This is a genomic window from Porphyrobacter sp. THAI-01a (assembly GCF_056868655.1).
The window spans coordinates 1,569,632-1,591,008 of sequence record NZ_CP180579.1 but is presented as its reverse complement, the minus strand read 5'-3'; the positions used below and the strand labels follow the sequence as shown (position 1 = coordinate 1,591,008).

The 21,377-nt window shown below is 68.5% G+C and carries 21 protein-coding genes and 1 tRNA gene; 12 read left to right on the top strand and 10 right to left on the bottom strand.

The features are described from left to right. Positions 1-86 precede the first annotated feature (86 nt). A tRNA-Ser gene (locus ACMX37_RS07725) sits at positions 87-176 on the bottom strand. Positions 177-267: 91 nt separating this feature from the next. Here ACMX37_RS07725 and ACMX37_RS07720 point away from each other — a divergent pair. From ACMX37_RS07720 to mazG, 9 genes are read left to right on the top strand one after another with little or no spacing between them, the layout of a single operon-like run. Continuing rightward, complete coding sequence (locus ACMX37_RS07720; protein WP_483148262.1) at positions 268-1,317, top strand: lytic murein transglycosylase; 1,050 nt, start codon at positions 268-270, stop codon at positions 1,315-1,317. Between the two features lie 53 nt (positions 1,318-1,370). Continuing rightward, positions 1,371-2,555 (top strand): D-alanyl-D-alanine carboxypeptidase family protein, encoded by a 1,185-nt coding sequence (locus tag ACMX37_RS07715; protein WP_483148381.1) that lies wholly within the window; start codon positions 1,371-1,373, stop codon positions 2,553-2,555. Continuing rightward, the gene (tmk, locus tag ACMX37_RS07710; protein WP_483148261.1) at positions 2,552-3,184 is read left to right on the top strand and encodes a dTMP kinase; all 633 of its coding nucleotides are present in this window, start codon (positions 2,552-2,554) and stop codon (positions 3,182-3,184) included. Before ACMX37_RS07715 ends, tmk begins: the two co-directional genes overlap by 4 nt. Beyond that, entirely contained in the window at positions 3,181-4,137 is a 957-nt protein-coding gene (locus tag ACMX37_RS07705) for a DNA polymerase III subunit delta' (RefSeq protein WP_483148260.1), read from the top strand. Before tmk ends, ACMX37_RS07705 begins: the two co-directional genes overlap by 4 nt. After that, the gene (gene metG / locus ACMX37_RS07700; protein ID WP_483148259.1) at positions 4,130-5,686 is read left to right on the top strand and encodes a methionine--tRNA ligase; all 1,557 of its coding nucleotides are present in this window, start codon (positions 4,130-4,132) and stop codon (positions 5,684-5,686) included. Before ACMX37_RS07705 ends, metG begins: the two co-directional genes overlap by 8 nt. Next, the gene (locus ACMX37_RS07695; RefSeq protein ID WP_483148258.1) at positions 5,686-6,462 is read left to right on the top strand and encodes a TatD family hydrolase; all 777 of its coding nucleotides are present in this window, start codon (positions 5,686-5,688) and stop codon (positions 6,460-6,462) included. Before metG ends, ACMX37_RS07695 begins: the two co-directional genes overlap by 1 nt. Then, positions 6,459-7,241: an MBL fold metallo-hydrolase gene (locus tag ACMX37_RS07690; RefSeq protein ID WP_483148257.1), complete on the top strand. Its 783-nt coding sequence runs from the start codon at positions 6,459-6,461 to the stop codon at positions 7,239-7,241. Before ACMX37_RS07695 ends, ACMX37_RS07690 begins: the two co-directional genes overlap by 4 nt. Then, positions 7,238-7,435 carry a hypothetical protein gene (locus tag ACMX37_RS07685; RefSeq protein WP_483148256.1) on the top strand — a complete coding sequence of 66 codons (198 nt, stop codon included), beginning with the start codon at positions 7,238-7,240 and terminating at the stop codon, positions 7,433-7,435. Before ACMX37_RS07690 ends, ACMX37_RS07685 begins: the two co-directional genes overlap by 4 nt. A 37-nt stretch (positions 7,436-7,472) precedes the next feature. Then, entirely contained in the window at positions 7,473-8,243 is a 771-nt protein-coding gene (gene mazG / locus ACMX37_RS07680; protein ID WP_483148255.1) for a nucleoside triphosphate pyrophosphohydrolase, read from the top strand. A gap of 3 nt (positions 8,244-8,246) precedes the next feature. Here mazG and hflX read toward each other — a convergent pair whose 3' ends face one another. The 7 genes from hflX to dusB all read right to left on the bottom strand — a co-directional run bounded on the left by hflX (position 8,247) and on the right by dusB (position 17,627). Then, complete coding sequence (gene hflX / locus ACMX37_RS07675) at positions 8,247-9,539, bottom strand: GTPase HflX (protein WP_483148254.1); 1,293 nt, start codon at positions 9,537-9,539, stop codon at positions 8,247-8,249. 26 nt (positions 9,540-9,565) lie between these two features. Continuing rightward, positions 9,566-10,147 (bottom strand): RNA chaperone Hfq, encoded by a 582-nt coding sequence (gene hfq, locus ACMX37_RS07670; protein WP_483148253.1) that lies wholly within the window; start codon positions 10,145-10,147, stop codon positions 9,566-9,568. A 158-nt stretch (positions 10,148-10,305) separates the two neighbouring features. Further along, positions 10,306-11,688 (bottom strand): nitrogen assimilation response regulator NtrX, encoded by a 1,383-nt coding sequence (ntrX, locus tag ACMX37_RS07665; protein ID WP_088914356.1) that lies wholly within the window; start codon positions 11,686-11,688, stop codon positions 10,306-10,308. A 46-nt stretch (positions 11,689-11,734) separates the two neighbouring features. Then, positions 11,735-13,963 carry a sensor histidine kinase gene (locus tag ACMX37_RS07660; protein ID WP_483148252.1) on the bottom strand — a complete coding sequence of 743 codons (2,229 nt, stop codon included), beginning with the start codon at positions 13,961-13,963 and terminating at the stop codon, positions 11,735-11,737. Positions 13,964-14,057: 94 nt separating this feature from the next. Next, positions 14,058-15,494, bottom strand: a complete 1,437-nt coding sequence (gene ntrC, locus ACMX37_RS07655; RefSeq protein ID WP_483148251.1) for a nitrogen regulation protein NR(I) — start codon at positions 15,492-15,494, stop codon at positions 14,058-14,060. A gap of 4 nt (positions 15,495-15,498) precedes the next feature. Further along, positions 15,499-16,608 carry a two-component system sensor histidine kinase NtrB gene (locus ACMX37_RS07650; protein WP_483148250.1) on the bottom strand — a complete coding sequence of 370 codons (1,110 nt, stop codon included), beginning with the start codon at positions 16,606-16,608 and terminating at the stop codon, positions 15,499-15,501. A 2-nt stretch (positions 16,609-16,610) separates the two neighbouring features. After that, entirely contained in the window at positions 16,611-17,627 is a 1,017-nt protein-coding gene (dusB, locus tag ACMX37_RS07645; RefSeq protein ID WP_483148249.1) for a tRNA dihydrouridine synthase DusB, read from the bottom strand. Between the two features lie 79 nt (positions 17,628-17,706). On the opposite strand from dusB, the gene ACMX37_RS07640 reads away from it, so the two are divergent. The 3 genes from ACMX37_RS07640 to ACMX37_RS07630 are packed head-to-tail and all read left to right on the top strand — an operon-like array spanning position 17,707 to position 19,960. Beyond that, on the top strand, positions 17,707-18,867 hold the full coding sequence (locus ACMX37_RS07640) for a bifunctional 2-C-methyl-D-erythritol 4-phosphate cytidylyltransferase/2-C-methyl-D-erythritol 2,4-cyclodiphosphate synthase (RefSeq protein WP_483148248.1): 1,161 nt from the start codon (positions 17,707-17,709) through the stop codon (positions 18,865-18,867). A gap of 11 nt (positions 18,868-18,878) precedes the next feature. Then, positions 18,879-19,442: a hypothetical protein gene (locus ACMX37_RS07635; RefSeq protein WP_483148247.1), complete on the top strand. Its 564-nt coding sequence runs from the start codon at positions 18,879-18,881 to the stop codon at positions 19,440-19,442. A 5-nt stretch (positions 19,443-19,447) separates the two neighbouring features. Next, positions 19,448-19,960 (top strand): CinA family protein, encoded by a 513-nt coding sequence (locus ACMX37_RS07630; RefSeq protein WP_483148246.1) that lies wholly within the window; start codon positions 19,448-19,450, stop codon positions 19,958-19,960. Here the strand turns inward: ACMX37_RS07630 and ACMX37_RS07625 are convergent. After that, entirely contained in the window at positions 19,921-20,382 is a 462-nt protein-coding gene (locus ACMX37_RS07625; protein ID WP_483148245.1) for a type II toxin-antitoxin system RatA family toxin, read from the bottom strand. The genes ACMX37_RS07630 and ACMX37_RS07625 overlap by 40 nt on opposite strands. A gap of 6 nt (positions 20,383-20,388) precedes the next feature. After that, complete coding sequence (lipA, locus tag ACMX37_RS07620) at positions 20,389-21,354, bottom strand: lipoyl synthase (RefSeq protein ID WP_483148244.1); 966 nt, start codon at positions 21,352-21,354, stop codon at positions 20,389-20,391. Positions 21,355-21,377 lie beyond the last annotated feature (23 nt).

The window sequence follows — 21,377 nt, the reverse complement described above, 5'->3', positions numbered from 1 at the left end:
GAGCCGCGAAAGGGAACTTCAGCATTGATTTGCGGCGGTGCAATGGCCGCTCCGGGCATTTCGTGGCAGCGGGTGGCGCGGGCCGGTGGCGGACAGGGTGGGATTCGAACCCACGGTAGGCTTGCACCTACGGCGGTTTTCAAGACCGCTGCCTTAAACCACTCGGCCACCTGTCCGGTGAATCGCCCCTAGCCAGACTTGCCCTTCAAGTCATCCCCAGTTCGGTTGTTGGGAATTCAGCCAAGGTGTGACACCTTGCCGAACATCATGATTCCCCGTCCGCTTCCCTTTGCCGCGCTCGCTCTCGCCCTGTCTGCCACGCTCGGCGCGCCGCCTGCTTCGGCGCCGGCTGCGGCGCAGGTCAGCCGAGACGGGATGCCCTTCGATGCCTATCTCGAACTGCTCAAGGCCCGCGCGCGGGGGGAGGGGGTGTCGGAGGCAACCATCGAGCGCATGACCGCCGGGCTCACGCCCAATCCGCGGGTGATCGCGCTCGACAACAACCAGCCCGGCAGCGCCACGACGCGCGGCTATCCGCCGATGTCGAACTATATCGCCACCCATGTCGATGCCGCGCGGATCGGCGGCGGGCGGGCCGTCTGGCGCCAGCACCAGGGGACGCTCGCGGCGATCGAGGCGCGCTACGGCGTGCCGGGGCCGATCATCGTCGCGATCTTCGGCCACGAGACCAGCTACGGACGGGTGAAGGGCGACTTCGATCTCGCCCGCAGCCTCGCGACGCTGGCATGGGAAGGGCGCCGCCGCGAGCTCTTCGCCGGCGAATTCGTCGCGCTGATGAAGATCGCCGAGAAGGGCTACGACCGCTCGCAGCTGGTCGGATCCTACGCGGGGGCTTTCGGCAATCCGCAGTTCCTCCCCAGCGTCTACCTGCGCCTCGCCACCGACGGCGACGGGGACGGGCGCGCGGACATCTTCACCAACCGGGCCGACACCTTCGCCTCGATCGCCAACTACTTCCGCGATGCCGGGTGGCGGACGGGCCAGCCCTGGGGCGTGCGGGCGAGCGTGCCCGCGGGCTTCGATGTCTCGCGCTACCGCACCCGGCTGGTCTCGCCGGTGTGCCCGCGTGTGCACGAACGGCTCAGCCGCTGGATGACCGTGGGCGAATGGCGCGCCGCGGGCGTGGTCGCCCAAGGGGGGCTGGCCGATGACGTCATGGTGTCGTTCTTCCAGCCCGACGGCCCCGGCACCCCGGCCTTGCTGCTCACCGGCAATTACCGCGCGATCCTCGAATACAACTGTTCGAGCTACTATGCGATGAGCGTGGGTCTGCTCGCCGACGAAATCGTGAACTGATCCGTCCCGCTGCCTCGCCAAGCGGGAAGGGCACGGGTATAGCAACCCGCGTGATGCCCCCCTTCCGTTTGCGCCCGGCGCTTCGTCTGCTTGCCCTCGTCCTTGCCGCTGCCGCACTGCCGGCGCGCGCGCTGGTGCCCGATCCGGGCGCGGTCCCGCCCGCAGTTCCCACCGCCGCCGAGGCGCCCGTCGCGCTGCTGGTGGATCTGGGGAGCGGACAGATCCTCCACGCCCGCGCCCCCGACCGGCGCTTCATGCCGGCCTCGGTGACAAAGGTGATGACGCTCTACCTCGCATTCGAGCTGATCGCGGCGGGGCAGCTCGATCCGGCGCAGGTCTTCGTGATGAGCCCCGCCATAGCGCGCGAGTGGCGGCGCAAGGGTTCGACCATGTTCCTCGATGCAGGCGAGCAGGTCAGGGTCGACGACCTCCTGCTCGGCATCGCCAATGTCTCGGCCAATGACGGGGCGGCGGTGCTGGCCGAGGGGCAGGCGGGATCGGTCGCGGCCTGGACCGCGGCGATGAACCGCACCGCGCTCGGCCTCGGGATGACGGGGAGCCACTTCGCCAGCCCCAACGGCTGGCCCGACGAGGGCAGGACCTTCACCACCGCGAGCGATCTCGTGACGCTCGCCCGGGCGATGATCACGCGGCACCCGGACAAGTTCGGCTATTACATCGGCCGCAGCGGGTTCGACTACAAGGGCATCGCGCAGGTCAATCACGATCCGATGATCGGCCGGGTTCCCGGGGCCGACGGGATCAAGACCGGCTTCACCAACGAGGCGGGCTTCTCCTATCTCGGCACTGCCCGGCGCGACGGGCAGCGGCTGGTGCTGGTGCTCGCCGGGGTCGAGAACGGGCGCCTCCGGGCACGGCTCGCCAAGGCCTATGTCGAATGGGGGTTCACCGCCTTCGACCGCCGGCAGCTCTTCGCGCCGGGGGCGGTGGTGGGCGAGGCCCGCGTGCAGGACGGCGATGCGCGCAGCATCGCGCTGAAGGCGGCAGGGCCCGTCACGATCAACCTCCCCAAGGGGAGCGACGCGCGGCTTGCCGCCACGATCCGCTACGACGGCCCCCTGCGCGCGCCGATCGCGGCGGGGCAGGAAGTCGCGGTGCTCGAGGTGACCGCGCGCGGCGCGGCTCCGGCCCGGATTCCGCTCTATGCCGCGGCCCCGGTGGGCAAGGCCGGCCCGATCGACCGGATCGTCAACGCGGTCGCGGGGATCTTCTCGTGAGCGCGGCGCAGGGCAGGTTCATCGCCTTCGAGGGCGGGGAGGGGGCGGGCAAGTCGACCCAGGCCCGGCTGCTCGCCGCCGCACTCGAGGCGCGCGGGCTTCCCGTCGTCGTCACCCGCGAGCCGGGAGGAACCCCGGGCGCCGAGGCGATCCGCCAGCTCCTGCTCGCGCCCCCCGGAGAAGGCTGGCCGGCCGAGGCCGAGGCCCTGCTGTTCGCCGCCGCCCGCGCCGATCACGTCGCCCACCTGATCCGCCCCGCGCTCGCCCGCGGGGCATGGGTGATCTGCGACCGCTTCGTGGATTCGAGCCGCGCCTACCAGGGCGGGGCAGGGGGCCTCGGTGACGAGGCGATCACCGCGCTCCACGCCTTCGGCAGCGGCGGCCTGCGCCCCGACCGGGTGATCCTGCTGGAGGGTGACGAGGCCGCCCTCGGCGCCCGCCTCGCCGCGCGCGGGGCCGAGGCCGACGCGATCGAGGGCCGCCCTGCCGCCTACCACCGCGCCGTCGCCGCCGCCTTCCGCACCCTCGCCGAGGCCGACCCGAAGGGCTTCGCGCGCCTCGACGCGATCGGCTCGCCCGAGGCGGTCCACGCCCGCATCCTCGCCGCGATCTCGGACCTTCTGCCGTGACCGACTGGCCCAACCATGCCGAGGCCTGGCGCGCCTGGCGCGATGCGCTGGGCGGCGAGCGGATGCATCACGGCTGGCTGCTGGCGGGCAAGGCAGGCCTCGGCAAGCGCGACTTCGCCCTTGCCGCCGCGCGCGAGCTGGTCGCCGAACCGGGGGTGCCGCAACCGGCGGGGGACCACCCGGACATCATCACGCTCACCTACGGCCCCAAAGAAGAGAAAGACGAGAAGGCACAGGCCGAAGGCAAGCCTTTCGCACTCGCGCGCTCAATCCGCATCAAGCAGATTCGCGCGATGCAACGACGCCTGAACACCCGGCCGACACTTGGCAGCCGCCGCGCCATCATCATCGACCCGGCCGACGATCTGGAACGCAACGCCGCCAACGCGCTCTTGAAGAGCCTTGAGGAGCCGCCCGTCGGAACCTTCTTCCTGCTCGTCACCCACCGGCCCGCCAGGTTGCTGCCGACGATCCGCTCGCGCTGCCGCACGCTTCGCTTCCCGGTGCTGAGCGACAGCCAGCTAGCCGCGATGCTGGCCGAGGCGGGGCTGAACCCCGATCCGCAGGCGATCGCCGCGGCCGAGGGCTCCTTCGGCGCGGCGCTGCGCTTTGCCGAGGAGGATCTCGCGCCCGTCGCCCGCGTGATATCGGGCCTGCTGGCAGGGGGCGACAGCGGCATGACCGGGCGCGGCGAACTCGCCCGCCTGATCGGCCCGCGCGCCTCGCGCGAGCGGGTGCAGGCGGTGCTCGACCTTGCCCAGTCGCTCGCCGCGCGCGCCGCCCGCGCCGCCGAGGATCACGAGCGCCGCGCCCGGCTGGTGGAGACCCACGCCGCGCTGGTCGCGCTCGCGGTCGAGGCGCCCACGGCCAATTTCGATCCCGCCATGCTCCCCTTCGAGATCGGCAGCTTGCTTGTCGCCGCCGCCCCCGCTAGCGAACCGGCCCATGGCTGACACGACCCCCTTCTACATCACCACCGCGATCAGCTACCCCAACGGCAAGCCGCATATCGGCCATGCCTACGAGGCGATCGCCGCCGACGTGATCGCGCGCTTCCAGCGCCTCTCGGGCCGCCGCGTGCGCTTCCAGACCGGCACCGACGAGCACGGCCTCAAGATGGCCCGCAAGGCCGAGGAACAGGGCCGCACGCCGGCCGATCTCGCCGACGAGATGTCGGGCTATTTCCGTGAGATGTGCGACGCTCTTAACGTGTCCTATGACCGTTTCATCCGCACCTCCGAGCCCGATCACCACCGTGCTAGCCAGGCCATCTGGCAGGCGATGGAGGGGTCCGGCGACCTCTATCTCGATCGCTACGAGGGCTGGTACTCGGTCCGCGACGAGGCCTATTACGACGAAAGCGAACTCGTCGAGGGCGAGGGCGGGGCGAAGCTCTCGCCGCAGGGCACGCCGGTTGAGTGGACCGTCGAGGAAAGCTGGTTCTTCCGGCTTTCGAAGTACGAGAGCCAACTGCTTGAATTGCTCAAGACTCCGGGCTTTCTCGAACCGGCAAGCCGGCGCAACGAGATGATCGCCTTTGTCGAACAGGGCCTGCGCGATCTTTCGGTCAGCCGCACCTCCTTCGACTGGGGGGTGAAGGTGCCCGGGTCCGAGGGCCATGTCATGTATGTGTGGGTCGATGCGCTCACCAACTATCTGACGGGGCTGGGTTATCCCGACGACATGGGCGATTTCTGGCCCGCCAGCCTGCACCTCATCGGCAAGGACATCGTGCGCTTCCACACGATCTACTGGCCGGCCTTCCTGATGAGCGCCAATCTGCCGGTGCCGCAGAAGGTGTTCGGCCACGGCTTCCTGCTCAATCGCGGGCAGAAGGAATCGAAGTCGCTCGGCAATGTCACCGATCCGTTGGCGCTGGCCGAGCAGTTCGGGATCGACGCCTTGCGCTACTTCCTGATGCGCGAGGTCGCCTTCGGGCAGGATGGCAGCTATTCGCCGGAAGCGATTGTTTTGCGGGCCAATGCCGAGCTGGCCAACAGCTTCGGCAACCTCGCGCAGCGCACCCTGTCGATGATCGCGAAAAACATGGACGGGGCGCTGGAGGCGTTCGATCAGGGCGAAGCGGACGCGGCGCTGCTGGCGATGGTCAGGACCGCGTGCGCGAGCGAACTCCCGCGTGAATTCAACGACCTCGCCTTCTCGACCGGCATCGAGGCCTGGATGCGCGCGGTCTATGCCTGCAACCAGTATGTCGACGAACAGGCTCCTTGGGCGCTGAAGAAGACCGATCCTGCGCGGATGAAGGCCGTGCTCCAGACGCTGTTCATGGCGCTGAGGGATCTCGCGATCGCGATCCAGCCCGTGGTGCCGGAAAAGGCGGCCGCGCTGCTCGACCAGCTCGGCATTGCCGAGGGCGAGCGCACCTACGCGGCTCTCGCAGACGACGGCTGGTTCGAGCGCCTCGTCGCCAGCGGCTTCACCGTCGCCCCGCCGACCCCGCTGTTCCCGCGTCTCGAACTCCCCGCCGACGAGGCCGCGTGATGCTGGTCGACTCCCACTGTCACCTCGAATACAAGGGCCTCGTCGAGGACCGCGAGGGCGTGCTGGCCCGTGCGCGGGCGGCGGGGGTGGGCGCCTTCCTGAACATCTCGACCCGCCAGAGCGAGTGGGACCAGGTCGTCGGCACCGCCGCGCGCGAACCCGACGTCTTCGCCAGCGTCGGCATCCACCCGCACGAGGCCGATGCGCATCAGGACCTGGGCTGGGCTGCGCTGCTTGAGGCGACGCGCCATCCCAAGGTGATCGCGATCGGCGAGACGGGGCTCGACTACTATTACGACAAGTCGGACAGAGAGGCGCAGAAGTCCCTGTTCCGCATGCATATCGACGTCGCGCGCGAAACACAGCTGCCGCTGATCATCCACACCCGCGATGCCGAGGAAGATACCCACGCGATCCTCGCCGAGGAGATGGGGAAGGGGGCCTTCCCCGCGCTGATCCACTGCTTCACCGCCTCGGCGGATTTTGCGGAGAAGGTGCTGGCACTGGGGCTGACGATCTCGCTTTCGGGCATCGTCACCTTCAAGAACGCCAAGGACTTGCAGGACGTTGCGAAGGTCATTCCCGAAGACAAGCTGCTGGTCGAGACCGACAGCCCCTTCCTTGCCCCGGTCCCGCATCGGGGGAGGGTGTGCGAACCGGCCTATGTCGCCGACACGGCAGGGTTCGTTGCGGGTTTGCGCGGAACGGATGTGGAACATCTCAAGCGGGTGACCACCGCCAATTTCTTCAACCTGTTCAGCAAGGCGCGCCTGTGAAGCTGGTGATGCTCGGCTCTGGCACCTCGACCGGGGTGCCGCGGCTGGGCGGGCCGGACGGCGCGGGCGACTGGGGCGACTGCGATCCGGCCGAGCCGCGGAACCGCCGCACGCGGGTGTCAATTCTGGTCGAGAGTGCCGAAGGTCGTCGGCTGCTCGTCGACACGTCGTCCGATTGTCGTGCGCAGCTGCTTGCCAACCGGATCGACGGGATCGACGCGGTCTTCTGGACCCATGATCATGCCGACCACTGCCACGGCATCGATGACCTGCGCGTGCTGCGCTATGGCCGCGCGGGGCCGATCCCGGGTTTTGCCTCCACGGAAACCGTGCGCCGGCTGCGCCAGCGCTTCGGCTATGTCTTCGCCGGACAGGACGGTTATCCGACGATATGCACCCTCGACACGCTCGACCGGCTGCGCATGATCGCAGGGTTCGGGGTCGACTGGTGCCAGATGGCGCATGGACCGGGCGAAACGACCGCCTTCCGTTTCGAAGCCGATGGCAAGTCCATCGCTTATGCAACGGATTTCAGTGCCATTTCCGACGAGATGATCGATCTGTTCTACGGCGTCGACATTCTCGTGAGCGATTGCCTGCGCCGCGAGCCGCATCCGACCCACGCGCATCTCGGCATGGCGATCGAACTTGGGCAGAGATGCAAGGCGGGCCGCGTCGTCCTGAGCCATCTCGACAAGAGCATGGATTACCGATCCCTGTGCGCGGAAGTGCCTGATTTCGTGACGGTCGGCTATGACGGGCTGGAGATCGTCGCATGAGCCCGGAACTGCTGCTGCCGGTGATCACCAGCATCGGCTGGCTGATCCTCGTCGGTTCCGCGCTGGCGTCGCACCGTCTGGGATGGGGGCCGATCGTGAAGATGATGCTGGTGTGGGTGGCGATTTTCGTCGGCATCTTCCTGGTGGTGGAGTGGTTCCTGATCGCCCGCGACACCGCCTCGGGCCTGATCTAGATTTTACATAATATATATTATCCATCTTGAGGATCGGATGAGCGAGACGCCGCACCAGCCCCCCATCACCCGCCTCCTCGGCATCATGGCCCGCCTGCGCGATCGCGAACATGGCTGCGAATGGGATCTCGCGCAGGATTTCGCGAGCATCGCCCCTTACACGATCGAGGAAGCCTACGAGGTCGCCGACGCGATCGCCCGCGGCGACATGGCGGATTTGAAGGAAGAACTCGGCGATCTGCTGCTCCAGGTAGTCTTCCACGCGCGGATGGCCGAGGAAGCCGGACACTTCGCCTTCGACGACGTGGCAGCAACGATCAGCGGCAAGATGGAAGCGCGCCATCCGCACATCTTCGGCACCGAAAGCGGCACGATGGACGAAGCGCGCTGGGAGGACATCAAGGCCAGCGAGCGCGCATCGAAGGGCGTGGCCAGCGCGCTTGACGGTGTCGCCCTCGCGCTACCCGCGCTGATGCGAGCCGAGAAGCTCCAGAAGCGCGCCGCGCGCACGGGGTTCGACTGGCCGGACCCGTCGGGCTCGGAAGCCAAGATTGCCGAGGAAATAGAGGAGCTCAAGTCCGCCACCTCGGACGCGGCCAAGCTTGAGGAAGCCGGCGACCTGCTGTTCGCCGCAGTCAATTTCGTGCGCGCTCATGGCATCGCCGCCGAGGATGCGCTGCGCGCGGCCAATGCGAAATTCGAGGCGCGCTTCCGGGCGATGGAGCAGCTGGTGGGTCCGGAGACCTTTGCCACCCTGACCCTCGAGGCTCAGGAAGACCTCTGGCAGCAGGTCAAGAAGCAGGGCTAGGCTTCAGGAAAGACTGGCGAATTGGCCTAGCTCCTTTGGATTGAGCCGCACCGTCACGCGCCGCATCGGACCGTCCCCGCTTTCGCCTGCATCCTCGTCGGCGAGCACCTCGCCATGGGCGTGGAGCCACGCAAGCCGGCGGCCATCGCTCACCGGCAGCACGAAGCTGACCTCGCGCGCGCCTCCCGTCAGCAACCGGGCGAGTTCAGCCTCGAGCACTTCCACGCCCTGCCCGGTCGCGGCGGACAGGATCACCGCCCCCTGCCCCTCTGCCGCCTCGCGCAATTCCGCAAGATTTTCAGCATCAAGCAGGTCACACTTGTTCCAGACTTCGAGGATCGGGATCGAGCTTGTCCCGGTCTCCGGATCGACCACGCCGAGATCGGCCAGCACCTCGAGCACCTGTTTCTTCTGCGCTGCGTGAGAGGGATTGGCCATGTCGCGCACGTGGCAGATCACATCCGCTGCGGTCACCTCTTCGAGGGTGGCGCGGAAGGCCGCAACCAGCTGTGTCGGCAGGTCGGAGATGAAGCCCACGGTGTCGGAGAGGATCGCCTTCTCCACACCAGGCAACCGGATCGCCCGCATCGTCGGGTCGAGCGTGGCGAAGAGCAGGTCCTCGGCCATCACCTCGGCGCCGGTCAGGCGGTTGAACAGCGTCGACTTGCCCGCGTTGGTATAGCCCACGAGGGCCACCACCGGCCAGGGTGCCCTACCCCGCCGGTCGCGGTGAAGCGCGCGGGTCTTCCTCACCTGTTCGAGCTCGCGGCGCAGGCGGCCCATGCGCTGGCGGATCATCCGCCGGTCCGCCTCGATCTGGGTTTCCCCCGGCCCGCCGAGGAAGCCGAAGCCGCCCCGCTGGCGTTCGAGGTGGGTCCAGCTGCGCACAAGACGGCTCTGCTGGTAGTCCAGATGCGCGAGTTCGACCTGCAAGCGGCCCTCGGCGGTCGCCGCGCGTTCGCCGAAGATCTCGAGGATCAGTCCGGTCCGGTCGATAACCTTCCGCTTGAGCCGGTCTTCCAGGTTGCGCTGCTGGATCGGGGTCAGCGCGCCGTCGACGATCACCAGCTCGGCCTCGTGCTGTTCGCACCAGATCGCGATGTTCTCGACCTGGCCCGAGCCGAACAGGGTGTTGGGCTGCATCTGCCGCACCGGCAGCACCGCCGAATGCGCGATCACCACCCCGATCGCGAGCGCCAGCCCCTCGGCCTCGGCGAGCCGCTCGGCCGCGTCGAGATCGTAGCGCAGCGCGCGGATGTCCGGGCACAGCACAAGGGCCCGCGCCCCGCGGGTCACCTCATCCTGAAGATCGCTGTCGAAGCTCAGTCGTCGGTCCCGTCGTCGTCGCCATCCTCGTCATCGACGCTGAGGTCGACGGGGCTGGCGGGCTGAATGGTCGAGACGGCATGCTTGTAGGCAAGCTGCACCGCGCCGTCGCGTTCGAGCAGCATACAGAACAGGTCGTAGGCGGCAATCCGCCCCTGGAGCATCACACCGTTCACCAGGAACATCGTGACCTGAACCTCGGCCTCGGCGACGCGGCTGAGGAACACGTCCTGCAGCAGCTTCTGCTTGCGCCCCCCGGCCTGGCTGCCGAACTGCGCCGGATCGAGCGACTGGCCGGGCATGATCGTGCTGATCGCGTGCTTGTAGACAAGCTGCGACTGACCGTCGCGGCGCAGCAGGATCGAGAAATTGTCGAACCAGGTGACGATACCCTGCAGCTTGACGCCCTTCACCAGGAACATGGTGACGGGAATCTTGTTCTTGCGCAGCAGGTTGAGGAAGGCGTCCTGAAGATTGCCGCTCAGCCGGACGGCGGAACCGCCGCCCTTGCCTTCGGCCTGTTCGGGCGCTGCCGGGCGGGGAATCGGACGTGGGGAGAGCGTTCGCCCGCTGGACATGGTCTTGGCTCCTGTTCTTGGCGGCCGATGTTGCGGTCCGCGTTGGTCAGGCTGCCGCAAGCTCGGGGAACGGCAACCCTTCTTGCGCCATAATGGCGACTGCGCCGCCCGGCGACAAGAATTGATTTTGCCCAAAATTGCCGCGGCCCGCGCCCGGCCTATTCCTCCCCGTCGCGGCGGTCGGCCATGCCCAGCAGCTTCAGCTTGCGGTGCAGCGCCGAGCGTTCCATGCCGATGAAGCTCGCGGTCTTGGAGATGTTGCCGGAGAAGCGGCGGATCTGGATCGAGAGATATTCGCGCTCGAAGCTCACCCGCGCCTCGCGCAGCGGCACGCCCATGATCGCCGAGAGGCTGTCGCTGGCAAGGCCGATCTGGCCACCAATGATCTCGGGCGGCAGCATGTCGGGCTCGACCGTGCCGAGCCTGTCGCGCGGGGTCATGATGATGGTGCGCTCGACGACGTTGCGCAGCTGGCGGACATTGCCCGGCCAGTCATAGGCCTGGAGCGCGGCCATCGCCTCGGAGGAGATTTCCGGCGGAGCGAGCCCCTGATCGTTCGAATAGCGGGTGAAGAAATGCTCGGCGAGCGCGGGAATGTCCTCCCGGCGCTGGGCGAGCGAGGGGATCGTCACCGGCACCACGTTGAGGCGGTAGAACAGGTCCTCGCGGAACCGCTTCTCGGCCATTTCCACGGTGAGGTCGCGGGTGGTGGAGGAGACGACCCGGACGTCCACCCCGATCTGCCGCGTGCCGCCGACGCGCACGAAACTCTGGTCGGTCAGCACGCGCAGGATGCGGGCCTGGGTGGACAGCGGCATGTCGGCGATCTCGTCGAGATAGAGCGTGCCGCCGTCGGCCAGTTCGAGCAGGCCCGGGCGCACCTGCTTGCCGTTCACTTCCTCGCCGAACAGTTCCTGCTCGAAGCGTTCGGGGGTGATCCGCGCCGAATTGACCAGCACGAAGGCACCGTTCGCCCGTGCGCTCCAGGCATGGAGCAGACGCGCGGCGACTTCCTTGCCCGCGCCCGCCGGGCCGGAGATCAGCACGCGGCTGCCGGTGCTGGCGACGCGCTTCAGGGTCGCGCGCACCGCGTTGATCGCGGGCGAATTGCCGGTGAACTCGGCGCTTCCCCAGCTGCCTTCGCGCAGGCGGCTGTTCTCGCGGCGCAGGCGCTCCGTCTCGGTCGCGCGTTCGACCAGCAGCAGCAGGCGCTCGGCCTCGAACGGCTTCTCGATGAAGTCCATCGCGCCCCGCCCGACCGCGGCGACCGCGGTGTCGATATTGCCGTGGCCCGAGAAGATGATCACCGGCAGGTTCGGCTCGCGCGTCTTGATCGCATCAAGCAGTTCGAGCCCGTCCATCGGGCTGCCGTGCAGCCACACGTCGAGCAGCACCAGCGAGGGCCGCCGCTCGTCGATCGCGGCGATCGCCTCGTTGCTGTCGGCGGCGGTGCGGCAGGCATAGCCTTCGTCGCCGAGCACGCCGGCCACCAGTTCGCGGATGTCGCGTTCGTCGTCGACGATCAGGATTTCGAGGGCCATCAGGCGGGTCCTTCGTTTGGCGGGTCTGGAAAAACCGAAAGCGTCCTCATGCCGGGGCGCCTTCAATTGGGTTGGGATTGCGGGCGAAGCGCAGGGTGACGCGCGTGCCGCCGCTGGCCGCGCTGGCAAAGCTCATGTCGCCGCCATGCTCGTCGACGATCTTGTTGACGATCGCGAGGCCGAGGCCGGTGCCTTTCTCGCGCGTGGTCACATAGGGTTCGGTGATGCGCTCGCGATCGGCGGGCAGGCCGATGCCGTTGTCCTCGATGGTGACGACGATCGCCTCGCCTGCATCGCGCAGTGTGACCGCGATCTCGCCGGCGAAGGCGCCCTTGGCATCGGCGGCGCGCGCCTCGACCGCCTCGACCGCGTTCTTGAGCACGTTGGTCATGGCCTGGCCGAACTGGTGCCGGTCGCAGCGCACCTCGCGGTCGACGAGCTCCGAGGAGGACACGCTGAACGCGATCCCCGAATGGGCGACCTCCTGCAGGAACACCGCCTGCCGCACGAGATCGAGCGCGTCCTCGTCGCGGAACACCGGCTTGGGCAGGCGCGCGAAGGAGGAGAACTCGTCGACCATCTTTCTGAGATCGCCCACCTGGCGGACGATGGTGCTGGTGAGCTCGTCGAACAGCTCGCGGTCCTCGCCCTCGACGCTGGTGCGGTAGCGGCGCTTGAGGCGCTCGGTCGCGAGCTGGATCGGGGTGAGCGGGTTCTTGATCTCGTGGGCGATCCGGCGGGCGACGTCGGACCATGCGGCCTGGCGCTGGTCGAGCAACTGGCGGGTGATGTCCTCGAAGGTGATCACGTGGCCCCCGCTGCTGCCGGGTGCGACCTTCACCGCGAGGGTGAGCAGCTCCGTGCCCTTGGCGTGAGTCACGACCGCGCGTTCCTTGCCCTCGCCGATCACGCGCACCAGTTCGGGGGAGAGCGCCTCGAGCGCCTCGCCAATCATGCTCGCCGCGCCTTCGGGGGCCAGCAGGGCCTGGGCCGACGAGTTCATCAAGGTCACGCGTCCCTCCGCATCGACCGACACCACGCCCGCCGTTACCGATTCGAGCACCGCCTCGGTGAAGGCGCGGCGGTCGTCGATCTGGCGGTTGGCGCTGACGAGGGCCTGGGTCTGCTTCTCGAGCTGCGCGGTCATGCGGTTGAAGGCGCGGTTCAGAAGGCCGATCTCGTCCGCGCCGGTGCGCCCCTCGAGGCGCAGGGCGAAGTTCCCCTGCCCCACCTTGCGCGCCGCGCCGACGAGGTCGGTGAGCGGCTCGACCTGCCGGTCGGCGAAGCGCAGGCCGAACCAGATCGCGAGGCCCACCAGCAGGAGGCTCACCGCCACCAGCGCGATGTTGAAGCGCAGCTGGAGCGTGCGCGCGCTGCCGGTCAGCCGGTCATAGGCGGTCACGATCGACTGCGCGCGCGACCACGAGTTGAACATCGTCTCCTCGGTGGTGCGGGCGTTGTAGAGATAGACGCCGGTCTGCGCGTCGATCGGCACCAGCGCCTCGATCCTTTCGGGGCTGCCGATCACGACGGCGAACTCACCCCCATCGAGCCGCGGCAGGGCCTCGCGGGTGAAGGCGAGCGGGCTGTTGTCCTTGGTGAGGTTGAGGGCGGCGGCGGTGCGGAACGAGCCGTCGGGCATCCGCTGCAGGATTGCACTTTCGGAAATCTCGCGGGCCTGGGCCTGATAGGCATAGAAATCGGGAAAGTCCGGATCGGTGATCGGCACCCGCGCAAGGGTCTCGCGCATGTCGGTCGCCATGGTGATGGTGTTCTGTTCGACGTTGCGCTGGTTGGCGTCGTAATAGTTCTGCGCCAAGGCATTGGCATTCTGCATCAGCCCGCGGGATTCGTCGGAGAACCAGAAGTCGACGCCGGTCTGGAACAGGAAGGCGGCAAACGCCGCCACCAGCAGCGTCGGCACGGCGGCGACCATCGAAAAGAAGAAAACAAGGCGCACGTGCAGCCGCGCGGTGCTTCCCGCCGCGCGGCGCAGCGCCAAGCGGCGGCCGATCAACACCAGCAGCGTCATCGCCGGCACCAGCGTCGCCATCAACAGCAGCGAGACCTGCATCGTCGGGAGCAGATCGTCGGGCCTGCCGGTGCGGCTGTAGGCCGACCAGGTGGCGAACACCGCCGCGACCAGCGCCACGACCGCCCCGCCCTCCAGCCAGAGGAACAGGTTCGCCCGTCGCGCAGCCAGCATGAAGCGCCGCCACCAGCGCGGCGGCTGACGGAAGGCGAGGCTCGGTGCTTTGGGCGGCAACTGCTCCATCGTTGCCGCTTTACAACAATGGTGTGGCAAAGATGCAAGATGAAACCGCGAAAATGTCGCAGTCATGCGCCATGACGTGCCGCGCTTGCGCCGGTCAGGAGGGCGAGAACCGCTCCGGCTCGAGACCCAGCTCGCCGATCCGCTTGCGCAGCGTGTTGCGGTTGATCCCCAGCAATTGCGCCGCTCGCAGCTGGTTGCCGCCGGTGCGGCCGAGCGCATATTCGATCAGCGGCTTCTCGAAGGCGGCAAGCGCGCGGTGGTAGAGGCTGCCGGGCGGTGGGCTCTCGGCCGTGAGCCAGCCCGCCAGCGCCGCGCCGAAGCCGCCCTGCCCGCCCTCGCCCGGAACGCTCGCCGGGGTGATCTCGGGGCCGATGATGTCGCCCACGCTCTCGGCGTCGATCCGCTCCTCGCGCGCCATCAGCGCAAGGCGGTAGACGACGTTGCGCAGTTCGCGCACGTTGCCGCGCCAGGTGCGCTGCTCGAGCCGTTCGAGTGCCTCGGCGCTCAGCACGCGGCGCGGCAGGCCGTCTTCCGCCGCCTGCACGAGGAAGTGCTGGGCCAGCGCGGCGATGTCCTCGCGCCGCTCGCGCAAGGGGGGCAGCACGATCGGCACGACGTTAAGGCGGTAGAACAGGTCCTCGCGGAAGGTGCCCGCCGCGATCATCGGCGTGAGGTCGCGGTGGGTTGCGGCGATGATCCGCACGTTGACCGCGATTTCCTGCCGCCCGCCCACACGCCGGATGCGCCCGGATTGCAGCGCTCGCAGAAGACGGGTCTGGGCCTCGGCGGGCATGTCGCCGATCTCGTCGAGGAACAGGGTGCCGCCATTGGCCTGCTCGAACTTGCCGATCGCCTGGGCGATGGCCCCGGTGAAGGCGCCCTTTTCGTGGCCGAACAGCTCGCTTTCGATAAGGTCGGCAGGGATCGCGGCGGTGTTGACCGCGACGAAGGGCCCGGTGCGGCGGTTGCCCAATTCGTGGATCGCCTCGGCCACCAGCTCCTTGCCGGTGCCGCTCTCGCCGGTGATCAGCACGGTGAGGTCATTGCGCAGCACCCGCGTGATCATGCGGTAGACGCCCTGCATCGCCGGACTGCGCCCGACCAGCGGCATCCGCTCGCCCTCGCCCGGGATCGCGGCACCGGCCTCCTCGCCCGCAGGCGCGCGCGATCCGGCCGCCTGCCGCACCGCCTGCACCAGCTCGTCGAGATCGAAGGGCTTGGGGAAATATTCGAAGGCGTCGCTCTCGCTGGCGCGCACCGCCGTATCGAGCGTATTCTGGGCCGAGAGCACGATCACCGGCATGTCCGGCGCGCGCTCGCGCACCGCGGCGAGGCTGGCAAGGCCATCGCCGTCCTCGAGGATCACGTCGGTCAGCATTACCCCGAAGCGTCGCTGATCGAGCTGGCGGTCGCGGGCGGCGATGCCTGTGCAATGGACGATGGTGAAGCCCTCGTCCTCGAGCGCGGCGATGATCACCGTGGCGATCGCGGCGTCATCTTCCACCAGCAGGATCGGGCGCGAGGTCGGCATCCTCTCAGACCTCGTCCGGCGCCTGCGGCAGGTGCAGGCGGAAATGGGTGAGCCCTGCACGGGCATCGCGATCGTGGCTGACGTTGCCGTTCATGTCGCGCACCAGCTTGCGCACCAGCGACAGGCCGAGGCCCTGCCCCGAGGGCTTGGACGAGACGAAGGGCTCGAACACGTGATCGCGCAGGGCCGGATCGATGCCTCCCCCGTTGTCGGAGACCGTGATCTCGATCGGCAGGGGCACGGCGCGCCCGTTGCGGATGGCGCTGAAGGCGAGGCCGCTGACAAAGCGGGTCTGGACGGTCACCACCCCGCCGCCCGCGCCGGGACCGCCCGGTCCCAGGGCGGCGTCGCGGGCGTTCGAGACGAGATTGATCAGCACCTGCTCCAGCGCGTCGCGGTTGGCGAGCACGGGTGGGAGCGAGGGATCGAACTCCTCGCGGATCTCTACCTCGCCGAGCGCGCTGCCCGCGGCGCGCATCGTGGCGACCGCAGCCCGGATCGCCTCGTGCGGGTTGCAGGCCTCCACGGGGCCGGTGCGGGTGCTGCCCAGCTGCTGCATCCGGTCGATCAGCCGGGCGATCCGGTCGACCTCGTCGGTGATCATTCGCGCCAGCTTCTTGTCGGCGTGGGGGAGCTTGCGCGCGACCAATTGCCCCGCCCCGCGGATCGCGGCGAGCGGGTTCTTGATCTCGTGCGCCAGCACCGCCGGCGCGCCCAGCATCGCCTCCCCGCCGGCTGGACCTGCCGACTCGTCATGGCCGATCTGCGAGAGCGTCACCACCCGCCACCCCGGGTAGCCGCCGAGCGGCGAGGCGGTGATGTTGACGCGGACCTCCTGCGCACCGCTGCGGATCGCCTGATCGCGCGCCACCAGCGCCTCGTCACCCGCGAGCAGCCGCGCCTCGACGCGGGGATCGAGCGGGCCGATGCGGTCGGTCAGCCGGGTGCCGACGAGGCGCACCGCGCTGGTGCCGAGCAGGTCTTCGGCGGCATGGTTCACCTCGGCGATGCAGCCCTCGGCATCGACCAGAACCACGGCGAAGATCAGCCCGGCAAGCTGCGCGCGGGCATCGGGCCTGGCCTCGGACTGCGGCTCAGCGGGAATGCTGGCCACGCTCAGGCGGCCTGCTGCATCAGGAAGGGGGCGTAGAACCGCTCGAGTTCGCCGAGGACCTGGTCGGCATCGTCGATGAAGTTGACCTGGTTGCGGAACTCGGCTGAGCCATGCAGCCCCTTGGTGTACCAACCGAGGTGCTTCCGCGCCATCTTCACGCCGGTGTCGCGGCCATAGTGGTCGAGCATCCGGTTGTAGTGCTCGACGACGAGGGCATATTGCTCGTCCATACCCGGGGTGGCGCGGGCCTCGCCGGTGCGCCACCAGTGCATCACCTGCCCGAGAAGCCACGGCTTGCCGTAGGCACCGCGCCCGATCATCAGCCCGTCGGCGCCCGATTGCTCCAGGGCCTTGGCGGCGTCGTCGATGGTGCAGATGTCGCCGTTGACGATGACGGGGATGTTCACCGCTTCCTTGACCTTGCGCACGAAGGCCCAGTCGGCGCTCCCCTTGTACATCTGGTTGCGGGTGCGGCCGTGGACGGTGATCATCTGCACGCCGAGGTCTTCCGCCATGCGGGCAAGCTCGGGCGCGTTGAGGCTGTTGTGGTCCCAGCCCATGCGCATCTTGACGGTGACGGGCACCTTCACCGCCTTGACCGTCGCTTCCATTAGCCTGACCGCGAGCGGCACCTCGCGCATGAGAGCGGAGCCGGCGAACTGGCCGACGACCTTGCGGACCGGACAGCCGAAATTGATGTCGATGATCGCGGCGCCGTTGCCTTCCTGGATCTTCGCCGCCTCGGCCATGCTGGCGGGGTCGCAGCCGACCAGCTGCATCGAGACCGGCTCCTCGATCCGGTCCCACGCGGTCTTCTGCGTGCTGACCCGCGTCTCGCGGATCGCTGCCTCGCTCGCCACCATCTCGGTGACGTTGAGCCCCGAGCCGTAGCGCCGCACCAGCGTGCGGAACGGCATGTCGGTGACGCCGGTCATCGGCGCGAGCACGACGGGCTCGGCCACGGTGACCGGGCCGATGGCGATCGGCTTCAAGGGCGGCGGAGGGGGAAGCGTGGTCATGTCGGGGGCATTGCCTAAAATATGGGCAGGCGCATAGTGGATTGCCGAAAGGCCGTCCAGTGCCTAAGCGAAGGTCCCGATGCCCGGTCCCGCCCCCCTCCCTCCCTTCGCAGCGATCGTGGTGGCGGCAGGCAAGGGCCTGCGCGTTGGCGGGGATAAGCCCAAGCAATTCATAAACCTGAACGGCAAGCAGGTGATCCGGTGGTCTATCGAGGCACTCGCACACGCGGGTGCGGACATGATCGTAACGGTGATCGCACCCGAGACCCTAGCCGAGGCCGAAGCGGCGCTGGCGGGGATTGCGGGCATCGTGTTCGTCCCCGGCGGAGCGACCCGGCAGGACTCGGTGCGCGCCGGGCTGGAGGCGCTGGCGGAGCGCGCGCCTGCCCGTGTCCTGATCCACGACGCGGCGCGGCCTCACCTGCCACGCGAGGTGATCGCCCGCCTGCTGTCGGCGCTGGAGGAGCACCCGGGCGCGATCCCCGTGCTGCCGGTGGTCGACAGTCTCGCGGTGGCAGGCGAAGGCGGTGTCATGGCCGGAAAGGCAACCCGCGAGGCGCTGCGCCGGGTCCAGACCCCGCAGGCCTTCCGCTACCCCGAGATCCTCGCCGCCCACCGCGCTTGGGAAGGCCCGACCGACGCGGGCGACGATGCCCAGGTGCTGACAGCCAGCAAGGGTTCAGTCGCGCTGGTGGATGGGGACGAGCGCCTGAAGAAGATCACCTTTGCCGAGGACCTCATGGACCAGACCACCCTCCCCGCCTTCCGCATCGGCCAGGGCTTCGACGTCCACCGGCTCCAGGAAGGCGAGGAGCTCTGGCTCGGCGGGGTGCAGATCCCCCACGACAAGGGCCTTGCCGGCCACTCCGACGCCGACGTCGCGCTCCACGCCATTACCGACGCGGTGCTCGGCGCCGTGGGCGAAGGCGACATCGGCACCCATTTCCCGCCCAGCGACCCGCAATGGCGCGGGGCGCGCTCGGGGCAGTTCCTCGAACACGCGGTGGGCCTCGCGCGCGGCGCGGGCTATGCCATCGCCAATGTCGACCTCACGCTCATTTGCGAGGCGCCCAAGATCGGCCCCCACCGCCCCGCGATGCGTGCCGAGGTTGCGCGCCTGATGGGGCTTGCCGAGAGCGCCGTCAGCATCAAGGCCACCACCACCGAAAAACTCGGCTTCACCGGCCGCGGCGAAGGGATCGCCGCCCAAGCCATCGTCCTTGTCACCCGCACCGCTTGAGGAGCCCCGCCATGACCCACCGGATGATCGCCCCCGCCCTCGCGCTCGCCGCCCTTGCAACGGCGCACACCGCGCAGGCCCAGCAACAGGCCTGTGTCGCCCCTGCCGACCTGTCGGATGCGGTGGTCTACGCCATGCCTATCGCCTATGACGCCGCGCGCACCTCCTGCGCCAACCGCCTGTCCGCAAACGGCTTCATGGCACGCCGGGGCGAGAGCTACATCGCCCCCTTTCGCGCCGGGCAGAGCAAGGCATGGCCCGGCGCCTTCCGCTTCCTGAAGACCTTCATGGAGCAGGACGCCGCAGCGGGCGAGGCCAGCGGCATGGACATGAAGGCGACGCTCTCGGCCATGCCGGAAGACTCGCTGCGGCCCTTCGTCGATGCGCTCGTCGGCCAGATGATCGCCGAGCAGATCAAGGGCGACAGCTGCGGCAAGATCGAGCGCGGGCTGGAACTCCTGAGCCCCCTGCCGAGCGAGAATGTCGGCGGGCTGATCGCCTTCGTGGTCGAGCTTGCCGATCTCAAGAACCCGCCCGTCTGCACCGCTCCCGCTCCGGCGCGCGCGGCCCGTTAAGCGCCATGCCGAACGCGCTCCTGCCCGACGATATCGCCGCCCTTGCCGAGCGCGTAGTGGCAGAGAACACCGCGCTCGGGCGCAAGCTCGCCACGGCGGAAAGCTGCACTGGCGGGCTGGTGGCGGGGGCAATCACCGAGATCGCAGGCTCTTCTGCGGTGCTAGACCGCGGCTTCGTGACCTATTCGAACGAAGCGAAGATGGAGATGCTCGGCGTCTCGCGCGACATCATCGAGACCTTCGGCGCGGTCTCGATTGCCTGCGCCTGGGCGATGGCCAGGGGCGCGCTGGAGCGGTCGAAAGCCGATGTTGCGGTGGCGATCAGCGGGGTTGCCGGCCCGGGCGGCGGCACGGCGCTCAAGCCGGTGGGAACGGTTGTCCTCGCCCGCGTTGTGCGCAATTCGGTCGGCGAGCCGGAGGGCGAGCTCAGGTTCTTCGAGGGCGGAGATGGCCCCGGCGGCCGGGCCGAGATCCGCCGTCAGGCGACGCTCTGCGCGCTCGAACTGCTGCTGCCGTAAAGCTGCGCCGCGCGTGCCTCGAAGGCCTCGACCATCTTGCGGAAGGCCTTGTCGAAATACTGCCCCGCGATCCGTTCGAACAGGCGGTTCTTGAAGGTGAAGTCGACGAGGAAATCGATCTCGCAGGTGTGATCGTCCACCGCGCGGAAGGTCCAGACATTGTCGAGATCGCTGAGCGGACCGTCGACATAGTGGACGTCGATCTCGCGCGGTCGATCCTTCTTCACGCGCGAGGTGAAGCTCTCGCGGATCGCCTTGAAGCCCACCACCATGTCGGCGACCATCTCGGTTTCCGAATTGCTGCGAACGCGGGTGGCGATCACCCAGGGCAGGAACTCGCCATAGCGACCGACATCGGCGACCAGATCGAACATCTGCTCGGCGCTGTAGGGCAGGCGGCGGGTCTCGCGTATGCCGGGCATCTGGCCTTACGCCTTGGCCCCCGAACGCGCCGCTTCGCGCGCGAGCTTCTCCTCGCGGGCGGCGCGCATCTTCGCGAAATCATCGCCCGCGTGATAGCTCGACCGGGTCAGCGGGCTGGAGGCGACCTGGAGGAACCCCTTGGCCCGCGCGATCGCGCCATAGGCGGCAAAGGCCTTGGGCGTGACGAATTCCTCGACCTTGGCGTGCTTGGGCGTCGGCTGGAGATATTGTCCCATGGTGATGAAATCGACCTCTGCGCTGCGCATGTCGTCCATCACCTGGTGCACCTCGAGCCGCTGCTCGCCGAGGCCGAGCATGATGCCCGACTTGGTGAAGATCAGCGGGTTGTGCGCCTTCACCTCCTCGAGCAGCCGGAGCGAGGCATAGTAGCGCGCGCCGGGGCGGATCGTGGGGTAGAGCCGGGGCACGGTCTCGAGGTTGTGGTTGTAGACGTCCGGCCCTGCCTCGCAGATCATCTCCACCGCGCGGCGCATCTTGCCGCGGAAGTCGGGGGTGAGAATCTCGATCGTGGTGTTCGGCGTGGTGCGGCGCAGCGCCTCGATCACCTTGACGAACTGCGAGGCCCCGCCGTCGGGCAGGTCGTCGCGGTCGACGCTGGTGATGACGATGTGCTCGAGCCCCATCTTCGCCGCGGCGATGGCGGTGTTCTCCGGCTCGAAGGGATCGACCGCGCGCGGCATCCCCGTCTTGACGTTGCAGAAGGCGCAGGCCCGCGTGCAGACATCGCCAAGGATCATCACCGTCGCGTGCTTCTTGGTCCAGCACTCGCCGATGTTCGGGCAGGCCGCTTCCTCACACACGGTGTTGAGATTGAGCTCGCGCATCAGGCGGCGAGTCTCGTTGTAGCCCTCGCTCACCGGCGCGCGGACACGGATCCAGTCGGGCTTGCGCTGGCGGGCGGGCCGCTCTTCGGACGGGACCGGCTGCGGCGGGCTGGAGAGGTCGTTCATGAGGGCCATTTAGGCGCGCACGC